Genomic DNA, 21,863 nt, shown 5'->3' on the forward strand with positions numbered 1-21,863 from the left:
AATATAGACATTAAAAATTGAATAGTCAAGAAATAATGAATATAATTTCAAATATACTTATTACATATTCAATATGAGGAAAATGCATAATGCATGACAACACACTAGGTGAACATATTTTAAATATTATTCAAAATCATGAAATTTTAGAACAGAGCGATTTACAGACCTTACTCAAAAAAAGAGGGTATAACATTTCTCAGGCTACTTTATCAAGAAAATTGAAAGAACTTAAAATTGCCAAAGTTGCTGGTATGTATAAAGTAATTGACATCAACCAATATCGATTACCATTAATACTTAATATGCAAATTTCGGATTTTGGTTTAATAGTACTACACACTCAACCAGGACAAGCTAGCAGCCTAGCTTACTTTCTAGATCAGAAGTATGTTATTTATTCATTAAATAATAGCAAAAACATAGGAATTATAGGAACTATAGCAGGTGATGATACAGTATTATTGATCATCAAAAGTAAGGCTGAACTTAACAAAGTATTACAATCAATTTATGAAACATTTCCATATTTAAGTCCTGAATAAGAATGTTGTAAGTTAAAAATGTGATATAAAGGAGATGAGAGGGATTCCTTTGTTTAAATCTTTGTCTTCTTTTTTTCAATATACCTACATATCAGAATGGACAATTCATATAGAATCAGCATTGGTATTGCAAGCCCTACTTGGCTTAATACATCAGGTGGAGTTAAGATTGCAGCGATAATAAAAATTACCACTATCGCGATTCTGCGTTTATTTGACAAACTTTGTGTAGTGAGTAACCCTACTCTCACCATTAATGTGAGTATTACTGGAATTTGAAATGCAGTGCCAAAAGCAAACATAAATTGGAGAACGAGGTCTAAATATTCGCTAACTGATGGCATAAACTCTATTGGTATACCGAAAGATTTCCCACTATGTTCAAAAGTGATGAAAAACTTCCAGGCTAAAGGAAATATATAGTAATAGACTACAGTAGCTCCCGTTACAAATAAAACCGGTGTTGCAATCAAGTATGGCAATAACACTGCCCTTTCACTTTTATATAACCCAGGTGCTAAGAACATATAAAATTGCCATGCAAACACAGGAAAAGAAAACAAAAGTGCGCTCATTATTGCAACTTGGAGATACACAAAAAATGCCTCTGTTAAGTCTGTGTAAATTAAAGAAAAACCTTCGCTACCTTTTGTTGCTTCTATTAAAGGTGCGAGTAAAAAACGGTATATATTTTCCTTAAAGTAATAACAAAAACCAAAAGCAACGCAAAAAAATAGAAAGCAAAAGATAACTCTTTTTCTGAGTTCCGCAAAGTGCTCATAAAATGAGGCGTATTTGCTTGAGTTCCAGTTCATACTTTACTATAGCTCAATAATGCTATGTCTAACATTCTCAGCGAAAAAGCCCACTCATTGTCATACCACGCTGCAACCCTGCATATATCACCTGTAACATATGTACCGGTTAAATCCACAATTGCACTATAAGGGTTATGCACAAAATCTATTGAGACTAAAGGTTCCTCGCATATAGAAAGTACATTTGACATTGGATAACCCTCTGTCATCCTAGTACCCTCTGATGTCATCCGAGTAGCTGACACTGGGATCCAGAAATTAGATTCCAGCGTCACGCGCTGGAATGACGTAGAGGAGAGAGCTGCATCCTTAAACATTTCATTGATTTCTTTAACGGTCGCTTTCTTATCAGTCGTAAATGTAAAATCAACCATAGAAACATTGCTAACCGGAACTCTGACGGCAGTGCCATCTAGCTTGCCCTTTAATTCAGGAATTATAGAACCAATTGTTTTTGCTGCCCCGGTTGTAGTTGGCACCATAGATAATCCGCAAGCCCTTGCTCTACGCAAATCTTTATGATTACCATCAAGAACATTTTGATCATTCGTGTAGGCATGTATAGTAGTCATAAAACCGCTTTTTATACCTAAACTGGAGTGTAGGACTTTCACAATCGGAGCAAGGCAATTTGTAGTGCAAGAACCTGCTGATATTACTTTATGCTCTTTTTTGAGCATATCATTATTCACACCATAAACTATAGTTACATCAGCATCCGGAACTGGAGCAGAGACAATTACTTTCTCTGCATTGTGCCTTATTGCTTCTTCACGTTTGTTGAATGCACCAGTACATTCAAGTATTACATCAACATTCCAAGGAATATTTTCAGGGCTCCGTTCTCTATATAAAGAAAACTTTTTGCCATTTATGGATAGCCAATTTTGAGACTCATTAAAGTCAATATCACCACTGAATTTGCCATGAACAGAATCATATTTAATCAAATGTGCATGCTGCTTTGCACTGAGCGATCCATTTACAGCTACAACTTCTATTTGCTCACTATACTTTTCTATTTCATAAATAGCACGCAATACGCCTCTGCCTATTCTACCCAGACCATTAATTCCTACGCGAACCGTCATCTCTTCATTCAAAAAATTTAATTATAGAGGATATCACTTGATATTTCATTCTATTCTTTTGCTTTTCTATCGATATGAACATTATAGCAAGGAGACAGGGCTAAAAACTTGCTTGACAAACTCCGCCAGCCCCCTTATCATGAAACTGAAGCTATTGTATTTGCTTTCGCCAATCTGCAGATTAAAAGGTAAGGATTACTTAATGTATCGGCGTCTTATGTTTAATTTTTTGCAGTATATAGATACTGTATGTCTTTACAAAACTTCATCTACATCTAGATTTTTATCTAAATAAGCTGAACGCGCTTATAAAGCGTTACAAGACATCAAAAAATGCCAATACTCGACAGAGATAGTAAAAGACTAGCTAACTCGGGGATTCTTTGTCTTTTTTTCTGCTTAGTAAATTTCTTAAACATTTGCAGCGTAAGTTAGTTGCAATTAAAAGCGGCTGAATCTCGCTTGTCAAGCGTTTAAAACATAAAAAACGCCAATATTTTAAAGCAGATAATAACCCCAGGGCTTCTTTTGCCTTTTTTTTCATTTGGTAAATTTCTTAATGTTTATAGCTAAAAGAGCCCAAGAGAGGTCAATGCCCCTGTGATGTCATTCCAGTGCTTGACACTGGAATCCAGCCTTTATTATGCAGCCACTTGGTTGAAATTAAGTCTTCTGGATCCCAGTGGGCTTTGTTGCATCGCTCTTCGGATAGTAGGTAACGCACAATAAATTTATGAAGCTATCTCAAATTTAGCCATACCAATATCAGTGAACTTATTGAGCAAATAGCATTTAACAAGTAGTTCCTTCTCTCTATTTGTCTCAGATTTATTCCTAAAACTAAACCCGAATGTTTGTTTCAGTCGCGAGAAAAAACTTTCTATATAAGATCTTTTTCCGTAGTTTGTTTGCCTTTTCCACCTCTTCATTCCATCTTCGCTGCATGATTTTATTAGTCTAATTGCAGCATTTCTCTCAGCCATATAGTCTAACTTTGGATGCTCTGCTGCGTTGTTTTTCGGAGGAATTTTCGTTTTTATACCATATTGATTACACAGCTTATAGAGCTTTTCTCTGTCATATGCCCTATCTGCATATAGTACTTTTATGACATACTGAAAATCGACTTCTTTTAGCAAATCACAAGCTCCATAGTGATCAGCCGTTACTGTATTTTACAGCTATGGCTTTTTTGCTGTTTGTATTCAACATTACATGCAATTTTCTTGTCTGTTCATAGCTGCGATACTTTCTATCTTCGCTATTTTCTTTGCTATGACCAGGAGTGTTGTTGTATATACTAATTCCTGTACTGTCTATAGCAATTTCGATATCTTCCATATTATTTTCTGCAATCATTGATCTTAATATTGAGTTTCTTAAACCTTCTTGATGATTGTGAATAGCTGATAACTTGCAAATTTTTCCCAATTTGCTCAAGGTATCCTGCTATAAACCCAACTGTTTGCCTCAGGCCTATTCTAAATAAACAAGTTATTATGTGCACCAAAATTACAACTTTATCGCTATAAATATTGTTGCCAACTGGTATTTTTGGACCATTCTCGTACCACTTTTCTATGGCTTCGTTGATATAATGAAAAATATTTCCTCTTTTTTCTAGAAATTTGTTATATTCGCTATGGTTACTGACCCTCATTTTTTGTGGCATATTTTTTCTTTCAAGGTTAAATGGCTATTTTATAATGAATTTTGTCAGTAGCCACCAGATTTTTTCAGTTGCTATGCAACAAAGCCATCCCAGTGTCAAGCACTGGGATGACAAAAAAAGGAGGCTACTCGGATGACAGGAGAAGGTACTGCCGTCATAAAGGAACCAGTTTCAGCTACTTTCATGACATCGTTGTAACATTGTACCATATTACAATTTAGCGTTTTTAGTAACTAAGAAAAGTGCTTCCCCCTTTTAGAGCACTGCATATAATAGAATTATATCGCAGTGCATTGCGAAACAAAATTCCCAATACTACAGGAGGCTTTATGAATAAGAAATTTCTCTATTCACCATTGTCAATAAAAAGCATAGGAGAAAACGGTGTATTTTCTGGTTATGCTAGCGTTTTTAATATAGTTGATAAACAAAATGATCTGATATTGCCTGGAGCATTTAAGGAAAATTTAAACAGAAATAAAATAAAACTCCTTTGGCAGCATAATCCTGACGAACCTATAGGTAGCATCATAGATATTTATGAAAATGATGTTGGCCTGTATATAACCTTACTATTACCCACAAATAAAAACATAGTATTGTATTTACTCAAATAATTTAATTTTATTAACCTGAAAGCTTATTAGATTAAAATTATTAAACTAAGAGTTATAATTTTAGCAACTAAAAGCTGTAAATTGCACCATATAAACAGTTATTTCAAGCAAAAGTTATGCCATTAAGAGCTATGCAACAAACATTTATATTTGTGGGTAATAGTAAGGTATATAACCGCACATTTACTTTTGGGTATTCAGAAAGCAGAAGAAGTGTATTTGATGCTCAAAACTGGGGCAATTAACGGACTTTCCATCGGCTATATACCTATAGAGTATGATGTTGATCATAAAAGTGGAGCTAGAGTGTTAAAACAAGTGGAATTATGGGAAGTCAGTTTGGTCACTTTTCCTGCAAACTTGGCTGCTCAGGTAATCAATGTGAAAAATCAGAACAATGAACAGGAAGTGTTAGCAAGAGCGATAGAAAAAGCAAATGCTGTACTTGCAGACATGTACATTTCTGCTTAAAGTGTATTAGGCGGGCAAAGACTTTACCATAATTTGACACCTGTGTTAGTATTTGTTTAACATTTATACTAATATATATAACTTTATTACTATTAAAATTTTCTGTAAATTAAAGTTAAAAAATAAGGTAATTTTATGCTAAATATTAATAATAAGGTTAATTATGAAATTAATATTAAGCGAAAGGAAAAAAAATACAGCTGGTCTACTGTATTTGCTTGGTTATATCTAAAAACGATTGGACGAATATTGCCCAAGAGATGGAATAGATGGGCAGAAAATATTTTGTACTACGATAAAACTACTGCAAACAATGAAGTTCAAACTGATGCTTTTAAGACAATAGATGGAAGTGTTCAAGTTGACTTAAAACCTGAAGTTGTAGAGAAAGAGAGCCAAAGTGTAGTGATAAACAAAGATGGAGGGGTTCAGACTGATGGAGTAGCATACGCGTCAAGTTAAGGAAATAAAGGTATGAAAGAGATAGAATAATAAGGTATAAGTTCTCCCAGATATACTTTTAGTGAGAGAACCAATGAATAAAATAACTTGCTTATCAAAAAAGCTCAAAGAAATTTTTAATGAAAAAGCAGAGAAAATCTCAATTACAACAAGGTTTATAAAAAGAAAGAGAAAGCTAAAAGGTTCATCATTCGTAAAAGCCATGGTCTTGGGTAATATAGGAGTTGATAATTGTAGCGTAGAAACAATGTGTCAATTACTAAACGAGGACTCGATAGATATAACAAAACAAGGTTTGGATTTTAGATTTACTGAAGAAGCAGTGGAATTTATGAAAAGGATGTATAATGAATCTGTGATTCTCTTTAAAAATATCTTGCAAGTTGATTGCAAAATCTTACAGCAATTTAATAGTGTTAAATTATTGGACAGTAGCTATATTACTCTACCTAACAGTATGGAAGAGATGTATAAAGGTTATGGTACTAGCTACAGTGGCTATGAAAGCAATACTAAGTCTGGAATAAAGTTACAATTAGTTTTCGACTACATGAATCAGATAATAGACCAACTTAATTTAACGGAGGGGGTAAGATCAGACCAGGGATATAGGAAACATTTAAGTAATATATTAAGCAATGATTTGCTAATATCTGATCTCGGTTATTTTGTGCCAAGTTCTTTTAAACAAATCAATGAAATAGGAGCTTATTTCATAAGTCGTTATAAATCCGATACCAACATATATGATGTAGAAACAAATCAAAAAATGGAGTTATTAGAATGTTTAGAGGATAAGTTATTTTTAGAAAACGAGGTATTGTTAGGAAAAGAAGCAAAAATTAGAGTAAGAATTATATGTCAGAAACTAACTGAAGAACAGTCTATGGCCAGAAGAAGGAAAGCTAATAGATTAGCAAGATCGCAGGGATATACATCCTCTAAAAGAAATCAAAAATTGTTGAACTGATCAATATTTATAACTAATGTTCCAGAAAATAAAATTAGTGCTGAGCAAGTATTAACGATTTACAGAGTAAGGTGGCAAATTGAGTTATTATTTAAATTGTATAAAAGCCATATCAGGCTTGATAAGCTAAAAGGAAAGCCATGCAGAGTATTATGTGAACTATATGCTAAATTGTGCGCAATTCTTATATTTCACGGCATAGTTGGTTGCACAGAAGTGAAAAAGAATACAGAACTTAGCTTAACAAAGGCATTTATTGAGCTAAAAAGGCGGGTTAGAGAGTTATTTTTAGTATTAACCAAAATTAATAGTTTAAAAGCATTTCTTAAAAAACTCACTATAACTTGGTCGCGATTTTCATTAAAAGACAAACGTAGAAGGGCTAGAGTATCCACTTTAACCTCTCTAAATTTGCTCACAATCTCTTAACTTGACGCGTATGGTATCTTTTACACACCTTCACCTCCCATGGTAGGTTACACTTTACAAAAAGGTATTACCCATTTTTTTTCTTTGCCAAAAAATACTAAAATATCTTTACTTGGTATACCGAGAGCTCAAATATCAACCAAAGGATTAAAATGGGAACTGCACCTTAGTAATCTTGCTTTTCCGGGAAAAAATTCTTGCTTTAATCGAAGTTTAGGCAATAAGGTATCCGTAGAAGTACACAGTGGTATATGTCTAGCAATGATTTATTTAGAGACAGTAGATGATGCTGCAAGACATCATGTGCGTCAAGTTAAGAAGTAAATAGACTTCTTGCATAACCCAAACTAAGTAGAAAAAAGGTATCATCCAAGTAGCTGACACTGGTTCCTTTATGACGTGTCATTCCAGTTTCAGCTACTTGAATGACAGCAGTCCTACGTCATACCGCCGCGGTATCTCTTAGCCGCTAACAAGCAGCGGTATGACGAATTGCTTAACCGTCATACCGCCACGAACCGTCATACCGCCGCGGTATCTCATCCGCTAACACGTAGTGGGATACTTGATCTTTACAGGAATGACGGTTGTCAGGCTAGCCTGTCATCCCAGTGCCCAGACACTGGGATCCAGGAATTTTATTAAGTTGGTAAGCATAAAAGTGTTATGTAAAATATAACGTTCTTGATGGGATTGCGTGAAAGGCTGGATCCCAGTGGGCTTTGTTGCATAGCAACTGAAAAAATCTGGTGGCTACTGACAAAATTCATTATAAAATAGCCATTTAACCTTGAAAGAAAAAATATGCCACAAAAAATGAGGGTCAGTAACCATAGCGAATATAACAAATTTCTAGAAAAAAGAGGAAATATTTTTCATTATATCAACGAAGCCATAGAAAAGTGGTACGAGAATGGTCCAAAAATACCAGTTGGCAACAATATTTATAGCGATAAAGTTGTAATTTTGGTGCACATAATAACTTGTTTATTTAGAATAGGCCTGAGGCAAACAGTTGGGTTTATAGCAGGATACCTTGAGCAAATTGGGAAAAATTTGCAAGTTATCAGCTATTCACAATCATCAAGAAGGTTTAAGAAACTCAATATTAAGATCAATGATTGCAGAAAATAATATGGAAGATATCGAAATTGCTATAGACAGTACAGGAATTAGTATATACAACAACACTCCTGGTCATAGCAAAGAAAATAGCGAAGATAGAAAGTATCGCAGCTATGAACAGACAAGAAAATTGCATGTAATGTTGAATACAAACAGCAAAAAAGCCATAGCTGTAAAATACAGTAACGGCTGATCACTATGGAGCTTGTGATTTGCTAAAAGAAGTCGATTTTCAGTATGTCATAAAAGTACTATATGCAGATAGGGCATATGACAGAGAAAAGCTCTATAAGCTGTGTAATCAATATGGTATAAAAACGAAAATTCCTCCGAAAAACAACGCAGCAGAGCATCCAAAGTTAGACTATATGGCTGAGAGAAATGCTGCAATTAGACTAATAAAATCATGCAGCGAAGATGGAATGAAGAGGTGGAAAAGGCAAACAAACTACGGAAAAAGATCTTATATAGAAAGTTTTTTCTCGCGACTGAAACAAACATTCGGGTTTAGTTTTAGGAATAAATCTGAGACAAATAGAGAGAAGGAACTACTTGTTAAATGCTATTTGCTCAATAAGTTCACTGATATTGGTATGGCTAAATTTGAGATAGCTTCATAAATTTATTGTGCGTTACCTACTATCCGAAGAGCGATGCAACAAAGCCATCCCAGTGTCAAGCACTGGGATGACAGCAGTCCTACGTCATACCGCCGCGGTATCTCAGCCGCTAACAAGTAGCGGGATGACGGTTGTCGTTTAGCCATAAACATTAAGAAATTTACCAAATAAAAAAAAGGCAAAAGAAGCCCTGAGGTTATTATCCGCTTTAAAATATTGGCGTTTTTTATGTTTTAAACGCTTGACAAGCGAGATTCAGCCACTTTTAATTGCAACTAACCTACGCTGCAAATGTTTAAGAAATTTACTAAGCAGAAAAAAAGACAAAGAATCCCCGAGTTAGCTAGTCTTTTACTATCTCTGTCGAGTATTGGCATTTTTTGATGTCTTGTAACGCTTTATAAGCGCGTTCAGCTTATTTAGATAAAAATCTAGATGTAGATGAAGTTTTGTAAAGACATACAGTATCTATATACTGCAAAAAATTGAACATAAGACGCCGATACATTAAGTAATCCTTACCTTTTAATCTGCAGATTGGCGAAAGCAAATACAATAGCTTCAGTTTCATGATAGGGGGGCTGGCGGAGTTTGTCAAGCAAGTTTTTTCGTTTCTACTGAATGACAGTTGTGGCTTGGGAGGTAGTGCAAGAAGTCTATTGTATTACTGAATTATTAATAATCTAGTAATAGTGCCTGCTATGTAGCTAAAATTTTCCTTTAACTTAAGCTATATGTAGCTAAAATAACTTGGGTTTACCGACAACCGTCATCCCGCTGCTTGTTAGCGGGATCTAGAGATATCGCGGCGGTATGACCCTGACTTGCATTAGCTATGTATAATAAAGGGAATCTATGACAAAAGAATCATTGGTAAAAACTGATATAGTGAAAGTTGAAGACAAAAAGGCGGTAAGAAGCTTTTTTAAAATACTAGGTGGAGTGGCAGATGCTGTAAGATCGTGGATTGGTAACATCAGTCCTGATTTAAGCAACAGTCGCGATATCGATAGTTTAGTCTTGAAGATGAACGAGTGCTTAAATCCAAAGGGAGGGGAGGTTTCAGCACGTAAAAACGCTGTATCTCTTGGTAACTTGTACTTAAGCTTATCAGAGAAAGGTAAAATAAAATTTCTACAAACCCTGGCAGAAAAATTTAATCCGAATAAAGCGGAAATAGATGAGAAAATTAGAGAGTATAAGAAAAACCAAGATCCCGAGTTAAACTATAAATTTGAACAGGATTTAATAAAAATTCTTGAATCACCGCGTTCTAAAATATTAAAGCAATTTATTTCTTTACCACAAGGCCTTAAGTTTATTGTTGATATGCGTTCTGATGTGCTTAAGCTAAAAAACCAACATAGAAGCTTGAATCCACTAGAGAACGAATTAAAAAATATACTCTATACTTGGGTTGATGTCGATCTACTCGATCTTCGTCAAATCACTTGGGATTCACCTGCATCATTGCTAGAAAAACTTATAAAATATGAAGCTGTGCATAAAATTTCCTCTTGGGGCGACCTAAAAAACAGACTAGATTCTGATCGTCTCTGTTTTGCTTTTTTTCATTACAAGATACCAAACGAACCTCTAATTTTTGTAGAGGTTGCATTGGTGGATAAGATTGCAGATAGCATTCAACACCTTTTAGATGAGTCAGTACCTTCAAATGATCCGAGTAATGCGAGCACTGCTATATTCTATTCAATATCAAATACTCAAGCAGGGTTATCTGGAATCAGCCTTGGTAATTTTTTGATCAAAAGGGTTGTAGAAAAGCTATCACAGGAGTTTAAAAGTATAAAAACATATGCAACTCTTTCTCCAATACCTGGCTTTACGAAATGGCTAAAAAACAATCTAAACCAAGATGTCACTTTATTGGGCAAACTAAATATAAAACAATCTAGTGCAGAAATTTTAGAAAGTGCAGAGCAATTAAAAACTAATGTTGAATGTACAAATGAAACTAAACAATACATGCTTAAACTATGTGCATATTATTTACTAAAAGTGAATAATAGTAATGGAAATACTTATGACCCGGTGGCGCATTTTCATTTAAGCAATGGCGCATCAATAAAACAATTAAACTGGATGGCGGATACTTCTGAAAAGGGTATTAGTCAGTCAGCCGGGATGATGGTAAATTATCTATATGAGTTGCCTAAAATAGATAATAATCATGAAAACTATATGGTTAATAAAGTGATTTCCTGCTCGAAAAAAGTGTCGTCTATGTTGAAGGAGTAAATAGTCTCTTAATAAAGGATTGCCCTCACAACACTTAAAATGTAAAATGGTTCTACTTAAGTAAAATAGCCATAAATGAACAACATAAGAAATTTTGCAATAATAGCGCATATAGACCACGGTAAGTCAACGCTTGCTGACCGTTTAATAGAGGAATGTAACGGCCTTGAAGCAAGAGAAATGACCAATCAAATACTCGATTCAATGGATATAGAACGCGAACGTGGGATTACAATTAAGGCACAGACGGTAAAACTCAATTATACGGCAAACGACGGTAATCAATATTGCCTAAATCTCATGGACACCCCAGGTCACGTTGACTTTTCTTACGAGGTAAGCCGAAGCTTAGCCGCATGTGAAGGTTCACTTTTAGTGGTAGATAGTAGCCAGGGCGTTGAAGCACAAACCCTTGCAAATGTATATAAAGCTATTGACAACAACCATGAAATAATAGTTGTGCTCAATAAAGTTGATCTTCCTGCTGCAGATCCAGAAGGGGTAAAACTCCAGGTTGAGGAAATAATCGGTATTGATGCAAGTGAGTCAGTTTTAATATCAGCAAAAACTGGACTTGGAATAAAAGATGTACTGGAAGCAATAGTAGCAAAACTTCCAGCTCCTCAAGGTGATGTAAATGCTCCATTGCAAGCAATTTTGGTTGATAGTTGGTATGACACTTACTTAGGAGTAGTAATTTTAGTGCGAGTTAAAAATGGAGTGCTAAAAAAAGGCATGAGAATTGTTATGATGTCTAATAATGCTACATATCAAGTGGACAATATTGGTATTTTCACCCCTAAAAAAGTTATGACGAGTGAGCTTTCAGCGGGTGAAGTTGGTTTTATAACTGCTTCAATGAAGGAAGTAGCAGACTGCAAGGTAGGAGACACTATCACTGAGGAAAAGAGACCTTGTAGTGAAGCACTTCCTGGATTTAAAGAAGTGCATCCTGTGGTATTTTGTAGCATTTTCCCTCACAAAACGGATGATTTTAAATATCTAAGGGAAGCTCTAGAGAAGTTACATTTAAATGATGCAAGTTTTACCTTCGAAGCTGAAACTTCAAATGCACTAGGCTATGGATTTCGTTGTGGTTTTTTGGGAATGTTGCATCTTGAAGTTATTCAAGAAAGGCTCGAGAGAGAATTTGATTTAGACCTAACAGCAACTGCACCGAGTGTTATATATAGGGTTACAACACGAAGTGGTGAAATTTTGAATATTCATAACCCAAGTGATATGCCAGATCCAACGAAAATTGAAATTGTGGAAGAACCATGGATTACCGCAACCATAATGGTCCCTGACCAATACTTGGGAGAGATTCTATCTCTATGTGAAGAAAGGAGGGGAGAACAGGAGGATTTATCTTACATTGGTAACACAACAACAGCATTGTTAAGATATAAATTACCACTGTCTGAAGTTGTTTTTGACTTTTATGATCGATTAAAATCAATTTCCAAAGGATATGCAAGTTTGGATTGGGAAATTTCCAGCTATCTGGTAAGCCAAATAGATAAGTTAAGCTTTTTAATTAATGGAGAGCCCGTAGATGCACTGGCTTGTATCGTTCACAAAAGTAGGGCAGAAAAAAGAGGGCGTGAAATATGCGCACGCTTGAAGGATCTAATACCACGTCAGCAATATAAAATCGCGATTCAAGCGGCAGTGGGCGGAAAAATTATTGCCAGAGAAACGATTAACCCATACAGAAAAGATGTAACAGCTAAACTCTATGGTGGAGATGTAACGCGAAGAATGAAACTACTTGAAAAGCAAAAGAAGGGTAAAAAAAGGTTACATTCTATAGGGAACGTAAATATTCCACAGAATGCTTTTATTCAAGCCTTGAAGATAAGTGATTGATCTTAAAAGACTTCTTGTATAGTTTTTGGCAACAACCGTTAGAAACGAAAAAACTTACTTGACAAACTCCGCCAGCTCCCTTATCATGAAACTGAAGCTATTTATTTATCTTCGCAATCTGTGCAGGTTAATGACAAAAAACTTAGGGTATTTGGCGTCTCATGTTTAATTTTTCGCACTACGTGCATCGCATGTCTTTAAAAATTTTTAGGTTTTTACCTATATAAGCCGAAACGCGCTTACAAAGCGTTTAAGACAGCAAAAAACGTCAAATTGACAAGGGAGAATTTGAATGCTAGCTACTACGGGGTTTCTTTGCCTTTTTTCCTGCTTAGTAAATTTCTTAAACACTTGCGGTGTAGGTTAGCTGCAAGTTAAAAGCAGCTAAATCGCTCTTAATCAAGCGTTTTAGAATAAAAAAACGCCGATATTTTAGTACATAGTAAATAGCCAACCACCACGGGGCTTCTTTTGCCTTTTTTTCATTTGGTAAATTTCTTAATGTTTATGGCTAAACGACAACCGTCATCCCGCTACTTGTTAGCGGCTGAGATACCGCGGCGGTATGACGTAGGACTGCTGTCATCCCAGTGCTTGACACTGGGATGGCTTTGTTGCATCGCTCTTCGGATAGTAGGTAACGCACAATAAATTTATGAAGCTATCTCAAATTTAGCCATACCAATATCAGTGAACTTATTGAGCAAATAGCATTTAACAAGTAGTTCCTTCTCTCTATTTGTCTCAGATTTATTCCTAAAACTAAACCCGAATGTTTGTTTCAGTCGCGAGAAAAAACTTTCTATATAAGATCTTTTTCCGTAGTTTGTTTGCCTTTTCCACCTCTTCATTCCATCTTCGCTGCATGATTTTATTAGTCTAATTGCAGCATTTCTCTCAGCCATATAGTCTAACTTTGGATGCTCTGCTGCGTTGTTTTTCGGAGGAATTTTCGTTTTTATACCATATTGATTACACAGCTTATAGAGCTTTTCTCTGTCATATGCCCTATCTGCATATAGTACTTTTATGACATACTGAAAATCGACTTCTTTTAGCAAATCACAAGCTCCATAGTGATCAGCCGTTACTGTATTTTACAGCTATGGCTTTTTTGCTGTTTGTATTCAACATTACATGCAATTTTCTTGTCTGTTCATAGCTGCGATACTTTCTATCTTCGCTATTTTCTTTGCTATGACCAGGAGTGTTGTTGTATATACTAATTCCTGTACTGTCTATAGCAATTTCGATATCTTCCATATTATTTTCTGCAATCATTGATCTTAATATTGAGTTTCTTAAACCTTCTTGATGATTGTGAATAGCTGATAACTTGCAAATTTTTCCCAATTTGCTCAAGGTATCCTGCTATAAACCCAACTGTTTGCCTCAGGCCTATTCTAAATAAACAAGTTATTATGTGCACCAAAATTACAACTTTATCGCTATAAATATTGTTGCCAACTGGTATTTTTGGACCATTCTCGTACCACTTTTCTATGGCTTCGTTGATATAATGAAAAATATTTCCTCTTTTTTCTAGAAATTTGTTATATTCGCTATGGTTACTGACCCTCATTTTTTGTGGCATATTTTTTCTTTCAAGGTTAAATGGCTATTTTATAATGAATTTTGTCAGTAGCCACCAGATTTTTTCAGTTGCTATGCAACAAAGCCCACTGGGATCCAGTTGAGCTATTTCAACAAAAATACTGCATTTGAGATGAACGTTTATTCTTACCAGACTTATTTATAAATATAACAATTAAAGTCTGGATTCCAGCGTCAAGCACTGGAATAATATCGTTTACTATGTCTATATTACAATATTTGTGCAGTTGTGTGTCAACTACTTTTGTGGCACTGTTTGTTATTCAATCTTTATGCTAGTTTTACTAAAAATTATAGTATTTTAGGTATAATTGCAATATCTAAATTTAAGGTATAGAGATGAACCCTAGGAAAGTTTTTAATATTCTTTTTATAGTATTATTTATTTCTTTTTCTCATGTTGGGAGTGCTGCCGCTGACACTAATACTGATACAACTGCTCAAGTAATATGTAACATTATTGGCTACGTTTGGGGAATAGGCGGACCGCTTATGACCGTAGTGATAATAGGTGCAGCTTTGCTTGCGATATTTGGTAGAATGCCATGGCCAGCTCTTTTTGCACTCGGTATATTTTGTGCTGTATTTTTCGGTGCTAAAACTATCGTCATAAAAGTAATGGGTGGTATAGGCGGCACTGGAAATACTTCTTTGATGGACCAATGCGGAACAGGAGACACAAAAAAGAACTATTTTTTTCTAAAACAGACCTGATGCACGGCTTCAACTATATCTTCCACTTGCGGTAATGCTTTTTTTTCTAGATTTGCAGCGTAAGGTAAGGGGATGTCCTTGCCAGTTACACGTACAACTGGAGCATCAAGGTAGTCAAATCCTTGTTCCATAACAACGGCTGACAGCTCTGCTCCTATTCCTGCAAATGGCCATCCTTCTTCTACACTAACTAACCTATTAGTCTTCTGAATAGAGTTAATAACAGTTTGAGTGTCAAGTGGTCTTAAGGTTCTGAGGTCAATAACTTCAGCTTCTATACCTTCACTCGAAAGTAAATCTGCTGCATTTAAGGCATCCATTAATTTTAATGAAAAAGCAGTGATAGTTACATCCTTTCCTTCCCGTATAACAGCAGCTTTGCCTATCTCAAGTAGATAATCTTTGTTTGATAGCTCAGAGTCAGAAACTTCATGCTCATGTCCATAAGCTATTTCGTTTTCTAGAAATATTACCGGATTAGGGTCACGAATTGCAGCTTTAAGCAGACCTCTGCAATCGGAGGCAAAATAGGGTGCTATTACTTTTAACCCCGGTATATGCGAATACCAAGCTGCAAAGCATTGAGAATGTTGTGCAGCAACTCTTGCTGCAGCGCCATTTGGTCCACGAAATACTATAGGGCATCCAAGTTGTCCGCCTGACATATAATTTGTTTTTGCTGCGGAATTCACAATTTGGTCAATAGCTTGCATAGAAAAATTAAAAGTCATAAACTCAACGATTGGCTTTAATCCAGCAAATGCCGCTCCAACAGCAAGGCCAGCAAATCCATGTTCGGTAATAGGCGTATCAACTACTCTGTTTTCTCCAAACTCTTTCAGTAATCCTTTCGTTACTTTATAAGCACCATCATACTCTGCAACTTCTTCACCCATGATAAGCACATCAGAGTCGTTTTGCATTTCTTCTCTAATTGCTGTGCATAAAGCTTCTCTTACACTTAAGGTTGCCATTTATAAACTTTTATAGACTTTAACTAAAGTAACTATATCAGAATTACTGGGGGTAAGTAAAGTGTACAAATTAAGTTTTACAAACATCATGACCAACTCATTCCAAAAAAAAATCTTCTCACGCTTGCTGGTTTTGGTTGCTAAAAATGATTGTATTGCTTGTGTTTTTAATAATATATACTGCTGAGTTAATAATAATTCACTTGGGAATAACAGAAAAATACATGATAATTTTATATTTCAAATAGAATAAAATCCTTTTTATTGATACTGTCTTTTTTTGTAAAAAACATTCCTAACTTTTCCACCACTTTTTCTGGCTAAGGTCAGTATAACTTTTGCTTGAAATAACTGTTTATATGGTGCAATTTACAGCTTTTAGTTGCTAAAATTATAACTCTTAATTTAATAATTTTAATCCAATAAGCTTTCAGGTTAATAAAATTAAATTATTTGAGTAAATGCAATACCATGTCTTTATTTGTGGGTAATAATAAGAATAACGAAGGTTGGCTCAGCTACACTTCTATAATTTCAATTTTTATGTTTACCGTATAAAAGAAGTTTCTTCTATCTGTGTCTTCGCGTTTGAAACTAACTTTATTCTATCTCTTTCTTGTTCTGGACTTAACCTGTGAAGCGCGTAACTGAAATCTTCCTTACTCACTATAAGCCGTCTTTGCGCACCAGCGCTAATTTTTGCTTCATTCACTAATTGCTCTAACTCAGCCCCAGAATAGCCTTCATTCTTGTCTGCAATGTCTTGGAGGCTTAGCTTTTCATCAGTTTTTGTACCTCGCATATAAAGTGCCAATATCTTTTGTCTCACCTCTATGTTTGGATTAGGGACATAAACCTTCTGACCTAAACGTCCAGGTCTAATAAGTGCTGGATCTATACCACCGATAAGGTTAGTTGCACCAATTACTATTATATCTTTTCTGCTCTTAAATCCATCTATTTCAGTTAACAACTGTGTTAAACTCTCTCGACAATGGTAAGCTGAGTTATTAGCGGTACTTCTTTTTTGAGCAACTGCATCTATTTCATCTATAAAGACTATACAAGGAGAATATTTTTTTGCTATTTTAAAAAGCTCGCGTACAGCATGTGCACCATGACCAATATATACTCCAATAAGTTCAGGACCTGAGATGCTTATGAAATTCATATTTGATTCACCTGCAATTGCACGAGCGATAAGTGTTTTACCATTTCCAGGAGGGCCATATAATATGTAACCTCTTAGTGAATTAATACTTTTATTTCCAAACAGCTTGCGCATTTCTTCTGTCATTTGGTCACAGCAAATCATCTGCAACCGTTGTTTTAAGGAGTCATCAATTATAGCATCAGCAAATGTTATTCTTTTATCATCTGAATTAGCTAATTCTATCGATATAGGCAGCTCTACTTCCTTTAGTTTGCTGAATACTTGATCATATACAAACCAAACAATAAAAAGGAGAACGACAAGTAACACACAAGGCATAGCTTCACTAACATAATGTGCAGCTAACTCATACCCTTTACTAAGCAACATTGTATGCATATAGGCAAACAAAAAAGCGATAGAGACAATAGTTGCCACGCATAGTAAACAGATTGAAATTCTTTTTAGTAATTCTGAAATTTCAATTTTTTTCATCTTAATACCTTATACCAATTTTAAACTAAGAATAATTTTATCTAGCTTACCTATTTTAGCTTGATTAGAGCGTTCAGAAAAATTATCAAGTACGTACTTTAATTTATTAAATACTAAAAACAATATATCACCATATTGTCACATACATCTTTAAAGTTTACCAAATTCATTTTCAAAAAACAAGATTTTATTATTAACCCGAATTCTGGATTAGATTTTAGGTAAATTATTGAAAGTCTTGAATTTTACTAAATTAGTAACTAGTCTTAAAATGCTTACTGCTTTATCGTAAATGCTAAAACAATAAGCTATTGATATTCTTGTTTTTCTGTATTTGTCTTTTAAGGAAAATTTTAACCAGGTTGAGGTGAGTTTTTTGAACCATACGCGTCAAGTTAAGAGATTGTGAGCAAATTTAGAGAGGTTAAAGTGGATACTCTAGCCCTTCTACGTTTGTCTTTTAATGAAAATCGCGACCAAGTTATAGTGAGTTTTTTAAGAAATGCTTTTAAACTATTAATTTTGGTTAATACTAAAAATAACTCTCTAACCCGCCTTTTTAGCTCAATAAATGCCTTTGTTAAGCTAAGTTCTGTATTCTTTTTCACTTCTGTGCAACCAACTATGCCGTGAAATATAAGAATTGCGCACAATTTAGCATATAGTTCACATAATACTCTGCATGGCTTTCCTTTTAGCTTATCAAGCCTGATATGGCTTTTATACAATTTAAATAATAACTCAATTTGCCACCTTACTCTGTAAATCGTTAATACTTGCTCAGCACTAATTTTATTTTCTGGAACATTAGTTATAAATATTGACCAGTTCAACAATTTTTGATTTCTTTTAGAGGATGTATATCCCTGCGATCTTGCTAATCTATTAGCTTTCCTTCTTCTGGCCATAGACTGTTCTTCAGTTAGTTTCTGACATATAATTCTTACTCTAATTTTTGCTTCTTTTCCTAACAATACCTCGTTTTCTAAAAATAACTTATCCTCTAAACATTCTAATAACTCCATTTTTTGATTTGTTTCTACATCATATATGTTGGTATCGGATTTATAACGACTTATGAAATAAGCTCCTATTTCATTGATTTGTTTAAAAGAACTTGGCACAAAATAACCGAGATCAGATATTAGCAAATCATTGCTTAATATATTACTTAAATGTTTCCTATATCCCTGGTCTGATCTTACCCCCTCCGTCAAATTAAGTTGGTCTATTATCTGATTCATGTAGTCGAAAACTAATTGTAACTTTATTCCAGACTTAGTATTGCTTTCATAGCCACTGTAGCTAGTACCATAACCTTTATACATCTCTTCCATACTGTTAGGTAGAGTAATATAGCTACTGTCCAATAATTTAACACTATTAAATTGCTGTAAGATTTTGCAATCAACTTGCAAGATATTTTTAAAGAGAATCACAGATTCATTATACATCCTTTTCATAAATTCCACTGCTTCTTCAGTAAATCTAAAATCCAAACCTTGTTTTGTTATATCTATCGAGTCCTCGTTTAGTAATTGACACATTGTTTCTACGCTACAATTATCAACTCCTATATTACCCAAGACCATGGCTTTTACGAATGATGAACCTTTTAGCTTTCTCTTTCTTTTTATAAACCTTGTTGTAATTGAGATTTTCTCTGCTTTTTCATTAAAAATTTCTTTGAGCTTTTTTGATAAGCAAGTTATTTTATTCATTGGTTCTCTCACTAAAAGTATATCTGGGAGAACTTATACCTTATTATTCTATCTCTTTCATACCTTTATTTCCTTAACTTGACGCGTATGGTTTTTTGAACATTCCCGTACTGCCTGCTTATTTCTAGCAGTTTTTTCTTCTTTTGCTTCTTCCATTTTAGAGCCTGGTTCTTCATGTGTATCAGTCACAGGTTCTTTTTCTGCTTGCATTATTTTACCTGATATGTACTCCTTAGCTTGCTTAGCGAGCTCGATTACAATAGCTACTCCAATTGCAGTTGCAATCAGAAGTACTGGTATTGTAGCTCCCATAGCTAACAAAGAACTAACTGTAGTTGATAAAGACGATAAAGAATCTACTTTAATTATTGGAGTCAAGCCACATGCAACAAGGCCAACTCCGGCTGCAACACTTCCAATAAACAAGCCAGCTAGACACGCAGTTTCTTTTAATGTTAACCCGCTATGACGCTCATATGGAATTGGATACAAAAGAATTGTTATGAAAGCTGCAATTAATGGCACTACATAGATGGCTCCAACAGTTCCGCCTATTATCAGAGGTGAAAGACTAGTGAAACTTAGTAAGAGACCTATTAAAGTGCCTATTATAGCTCCTATTATTGCTGCCACGCCCAGCATCGCTAAATAAATTACACCCACCATAACTTTGTCCCTATGTTAATAACATTTTAGTTTCACACACCATAATAAAAAAGTCAACCCACACCTTAGGTTGCAAAATCCCAAAAAGCAGCCACAATGAAATAAGCAAACATTTACAAATTAAATTTAGTGCAAACAAGGGTGTTGACATCAGCTATTCTCTGCAGAATCGCAATATGGTATGACCATATGCTCTTTATCGATCTGGTTAACATAATTAGTAGAGAGTTTTGTTGTGCAAAAGATGTTTACAACAGAATACTGCAATTGTTTGGAATTGCAGGACTGGGTGCTATGGTAAGGCCACTTGGCGCATTCATATTTGGTCACATTGGTGACAGGTATGGAAGGAGAATGGCATTAACGATTGCTATCTTGCTAATATCGATTCCGTCTAGTCTCGTTGCGTTTATTCCAAGTTATAGCAAAATAGGTATAACTTCTACTATATTGCTTCTTGCAATCCATGTGACACAAGGGATTGCGCTTGGCGCTGAACAAGGAGGCAGTTCTGTTTATCTCATAGAGCATTTACCTAATAAGAAAAAACTAGGAATGTTTTTTGGAATAATAAGTTTTGGTCGCTCCATTGGCATCTTGCTCTCTGTGATTGTAGTGATCATCTGCAAAAAAAACACTGATTTTAACGCTTGGGGTTGGAGGTTGCCGTTTACTTTTTCATTTGTTTTGGGGTTAATCAGCGCATATAGTGTATACACATTAGGAGAAACTCCAGCATATGAAGAAAATCGAAAACAAAGGAATTTATCTGATTTGCCAATAATAGAGCTTATAAAACGCTACAAGAGAGCTCTGATACTTGCTATTTTAATATCTGTACCTGTTAATGTTGTTGTTGGATTTACCATATTTCTTCGAACAATTGCAAAAGAAATAGTGTCGGTTGAGACGTATGTAACAACATATGTCAATGAAATTGTGCTCATTATAACCAGTATATTAATGCCGATATCTTCAATAGCGCTCGGAATGTTAGCTGATAAAGTAGGAAAAGAGCGCACTGCAATCTTATTTACAGTGATCACAATGGTACTGTGTTGTCCTGTGTTATCTACTGCATACTACTATAAAAGTTATCTTATAATTATGCTTGGTGTAATGGCTCTTTCTATAATAGAAAGGGGTATAAATCCTATAGGAATAGTTGCTGCTGAACTTTTTCCTACCAATGTTAGATTTAGTGGAGTGAGTTTATCACGTAACATCTCTTATGCGTTACATGGAGGATTTACTCCTATGATATGCACTTGGTTTACTATAACATTTCCTCAAGTAAACTTTGCCGCTGGGCTTTATGTAGTCTTTTGCTTATTGATCAGTGTGGTAGCAATATTGCAAATAAAACCGCAAGATAAGAAATTTGATTGGTCTTAGTTTTCTCCTATGTGATTTGATAGACCGGGAAAGGGTTTCATCTAAGTAGCTGACACCCTGACAACCGTCATCCCGCTGCTTGTTAGCGGGATCTAGAGATACCGTGACGGTATGACGTAGGACTGCTGTCATTCCCATACGCGTCAAGTTAAGGAAATAAAGGTATGAAAGAGATAGAAT

At 34.9% G+C, this 21,863-nt stretch carries 15 protein-coding genes and 5 pseudogenes; 11 read left to right on the forward strand and 9 right to left on the reverse strand.

The features are described from left to right. Positions 1 to 89: 89 nt before the first annotated feature. On the forward strand, positions 90 to 545 hold the full coding sequence (locus OPR50_RS04820) for an arginine repressor (RefSeq protein ID WP_064125001.1): 456 nt from the start codon (positions 90 to 92) through the stop codon (positions 543 to 545). A gap of 53 nt (positions 546 to 598) precedes the next feature. Here OPR50_RS04820 and tatC read toward each other — a convergent pair whose 3' ends face one another. From tatC to OPR50_RS08855, 4 genes and pseudogenes are all read right to left on the reverse strand, one after another. Next, entirely contained in the window at positions 599 to 1,360 is a 762-nt protein-coding gene (gene tatC / locus OPR50_RS04825; protein WP_010962605.1) for a twin-arginine translocase subunit TatC, read from the reverse strand. Continuing rightward, positions 1,357 to 2,454, reverse strand: coding sequence for a type I glyceraldehyde-3-phosphate dehydrogenase (locus OPR50_RS04830; RefSeq protein ID WP_264339594.1), 1,098 nt, complete (start codon positions 2,452 to 2,454; stop codon positions 1,357 to 1,359). The genes tatC and OPR50_RS04830 overlap by 4 nt, the downstream gene beginning before the upstream one ends. 604 nt (positions 2,455 to 3,058) lie before the next feature. Continuing rightward, positions 3,059 to 3,139 (reverse strand): annotated as a pseudogene (locus tag OPR50_RS08850) (WPE palindromic element domain-containing protein); the annotation flags it as partial. A gap of 46 nt (positions 3,140 to 3,185) precedes the next feature. Then, positions 3,186 to 4,126, reverse strand: a pseudogene (locus OPR50_RS08855) (IS5 family transposase). A 329-nt stretch (positions 4,127 to 4,455) separates the two neighbouring features. Here OPR50_RS08855 and OPR50_RS04855 point away from each other — a divergent pair. The 8 genes and pseudogenes from OPR50_RS04855 to lepA all read left to right on the forward strand — a co-directional run bounded on the left by OPR50_RS04855 (position 4,456) and on the right by lepA (position 12,951). Further along, on the forward strand, positions 4,456 to 4,743 hold the full coding sequence (locus OPR50_RS04855) for an HK97 family phage prohead protease (RefSeq protein ID WP_264339398.1): 288 nt from the start codon (positions 4,456 to 4,458) through the stop codon (positions 4,741 to 4,743). Positions 4,744 to 4,932: 189 nt separating this feature from the next. Continuing rightward, entirely contained in the window at positions 4,933 to 5,214 is a 282-nt protein-coding gene (locus OPR50_RS04860) for an HK97 family phage prohead protease (protein WP_265023866.1), read from the forward strand. 135 nt (positions 5,215 to 5,349) lie between these two features. Then, on the forward strand, positions 5,350 to 5,676 hold the full coding sequence (locus OPR50_RS04865) for a hypothetical protein (protein ID WP_265023867.1): 327 nt from the start codon (positions 5,350 to 5,352) through the stop codon (positions 5,674 to 5,676). A gap of 73 nt (positions 5,677 to 5,749) precedes the next feature. Beyond that, positions 5,750 to 7,075, forward strand: a pseudogene (locus tag OPR50_RS04870) (IS4 family transposase). 84 nt (positions 7,076 to 7,159) lie between these two features. Continuing rightward, entirely contained in the window at positions 7,160 to 7,399 is a 240-nt protein-coding gene (locus OPR50_RS04875) for a hypothetical protein (protein WP_265023868.1), read from the forward strand. Between the two features lie 480 nt (positions 7,400 to 7,879). Beyond that, positions 7,880 to 8,820 (forward strand): annotated as a pseudogene (locus OPR50_RS08860) (IS5 family transposase). Between the two features lie 855 nt (positions 8,821 to 9,675). Then, positions 9,676 to 11,079, forward strand: coding sequence for a malonyl-CoA decarboxylase (locus OPR50_RS04895; protein WP_265023869.1), 1,404 nt, complete (start codon positions 9,676 to 9,678; stop codon positions 11,077 to 11,079). A gap of 75 nt (positions 11,080 to 11,154) precedes the next feature. After that, positions 11,155 to 12,951: a translation elongation factor 4 gene (lepA, locus tag OPR50_RS04900; protein ID WP_264339418.1), complete on the forward strand. Its 1,797-nt coding sequence runs from the start codon at positions 11,155 to 11,157 to the stop codon at positions 12,949 to 12,951. A 653-nt stretch (positions 12,952 to 13,604) separates the two neighbouring features. Here lepA and OPR50_RS08865 read toward each other — a convergent pair. Further along, a pseudogene (locus tag OPR50_RS08865) lies at positions 13,605 to 14,545 on the reverse strand (IS5 family transposase). Positions 14,546 to 14,904: 359 nt separating this feature from the next. Between OPR50_RS08865 and OPR50_RS04920 the strand changes: the two are divergent. Further along, entirely contained in the window at positions 14,905 to 15,279 is a 375-nt protein-coding gene (locus OPR50_RS04920) for a TrbC/VirB2 family protein (protein ID WP_006279664.1), read from the forward strand. Here OPR50_RS04920 and OPR50_RS04925 read toward each other — a convergent pair. The 4 genes from OPR50_RS04925 to OPR50_RS04940 all read right to left on the reverse strand — a co-directional run bounded on the left by OPR50_RS04925 (position 15,255) and on the right by OPR50_RS04940 (position 20,264). Beyond that, positions 15,255 to 16,253, reverse strand: coding sequence for a pyruvate dehydrogenase complex E1 component subunit beta (locus OPR50_RS04925; protein ID WP_012673123.1), 999 nt, complete (start codon positions 16,251 to 16,253; stop codon positions 15,255 to 15,257). The genes OPR50_RS04920 and OPR50_RS04925 overlap by 25 nt on opposite strands. A gap of 547 nt (positions 16,254 to 16,800) precedes the next feature. Beyond that, positions 16,801 to 17,901: an ATP-binding protein gene (locus OPR50_RS04930; protein WP_265023870.1), complete on the reverse strand. Its 1,101-nt coding sequence runs from the start codon at positions 17,899 to 17,901 to the stop codon at positions 16,801 to 16,803. 395 nt (positions 17,902 to 18,296) lie between these two features. Beyond that, positions 18,297 to 19,622, reverse strand: a complete 1,326-nt coding sequence (locus OPR50_RS04935) for an IS4 family transposase (RefSeq protein WP_265023871.1) — start codon at positions 19,620 to 19,622, stop codon at positions 18,297 to 18,299. 57 nt (positions 19,623 to 19,679) lie between these two features. Beyond that, positions 19,680 to 20,264: a hypothetical protein gene (locus tag OPR50_RS04940; protein WP_265024325.1), complete on the reverse strand. Its 585-nt coding sequence runs from the start codon at positions 20,262 to 20,264 to the stop codon at positions 19,680 to 19,682. 213 nt (positions 20,265 to 20,477) lie between these two features. Between OPR50_RS04940 and OPR50_RS04945 the strand changes: the two genes are divergently transcribed. Next, positions 20,478 to 21,683, forward strand: coding sequence for an MFS transporter (locus OPR50_RS04945; protein ID WP_265023872.1), 1,206 nt, complete (start codon positions 20,478 to 20,480; stop codon positions 21,681 to 21,683). Positions 21,684 to 21,863 lie beyond the last annotated feature (180 nt).

Origin of the sequence: Wolbachia endosymbiont (group A) of Epagoge grotiana (genome assembly GCF_947251775.1) — a bacterium.
Classification (GTDB): domain Bacteria; phylum Pseudomonadota; class Alphaproteobacteria; order Rickettsiales; family Anaplasmataceae; genus Wolbachia; species Wolbachia pipientis.

What these genes read in the sequence shown, in the direction of transcription:
- OPR50_RS04820 (WP_064125001.1), top strand. Translation starts at nt 90, where the DNA reads ATGCATGACAACACACTAGGTGAACATATTTTAAATATTATTCAAAAT.
- OPR50_RS04865 (WP_265023867.1), top strand. Translation starts at nt 5,350, where the DNA reads ATGCTAAATATTAATAATAAGGTTAATTATGAAATTAATATTAAGCGA.
- OPR50_RS04920 (WP_006279664.1), top strand. Translation starts at nt 14,905, where the DNA reads ATGAACCCTAGGAAAGTTTTTAATATTCTTTTTATAGTATTATTTATT.
- OPR50_RS04930 (WP_265023870.1), bottom strand. Translation starts at nt 17,901, where the DNA reads ATGAAAAAAATTGAAATTTCAGAATTACTAAAAAGAATTTCAATCTGT.
- OPR50_RS04925 (WP_012673123.1), bottom strand. Translation starts at nt 16,253, where the DNA reads ATGGCAACCTTAAGTGTAAGAGAAGCTTTATGCACAGCAATTAGAGAA.
- OPR50_RS04830 (WP_264339594.1), bottom strand. Translation starts at nt 2,454, where the DNA reads ATGACGGTTCGCGTAGGAATTAATGGTCTGGGTAGAATAGGCAGAGGC.
- OPR50_RS04895 (WP_265023869.1), top strand. Translation starts at nt 9,676, where the DNA reads ATGACAAAAGAATCATTGGTAAAAACTGATATAGTGAAAGTTGAAGAC.
- tatC (WP_010962605.1), bottom strand. Translation starts at nt 1,360, where the DNA reads ATGAACTGGAACTCAAGCAAATACGCCTCATTTTATGAGCACTTTGCG.
- OPR50_RS04935 (WP_265023871.1), bottom strand. Translation starts at nt 19,622, where the DNA reads ATGAATAAAATAACTTGCTTATCAAAAAAGCTCAAAGAAATTTTTAAT.
- OPR50_RS04945 (WP_265023872.1), top strand. Translation starts at nt 20,478, where the DNA reads ATGCTCTTTATCGATCTGGTTAACATAATTAGTAGAGAGTTTTGTTGT.
- lepA (WP_264339418.1), top strand. Translation starts at nt 11,155, where the DNA reads ATGAACAACATAAGAAATTTTGCAATAATAGCGCATATAGACCACGGT.
- OPR50_RS04940 (WP_265024325.1), bottom strand. Translation starts at nt 20,264, where the DNA reads ATGCTGGGCGTGGCAGCAATAATAGGAGCTATAATAGGCACTTTAATA.
- OPR50_RS04855 (WP_264339398.1), top strand. Translation starts at nt 4,456, where the DNA reads ATGAATAAGAAATTTCTCTATTCACCATTGTCAATAAAAAGCATAGGA.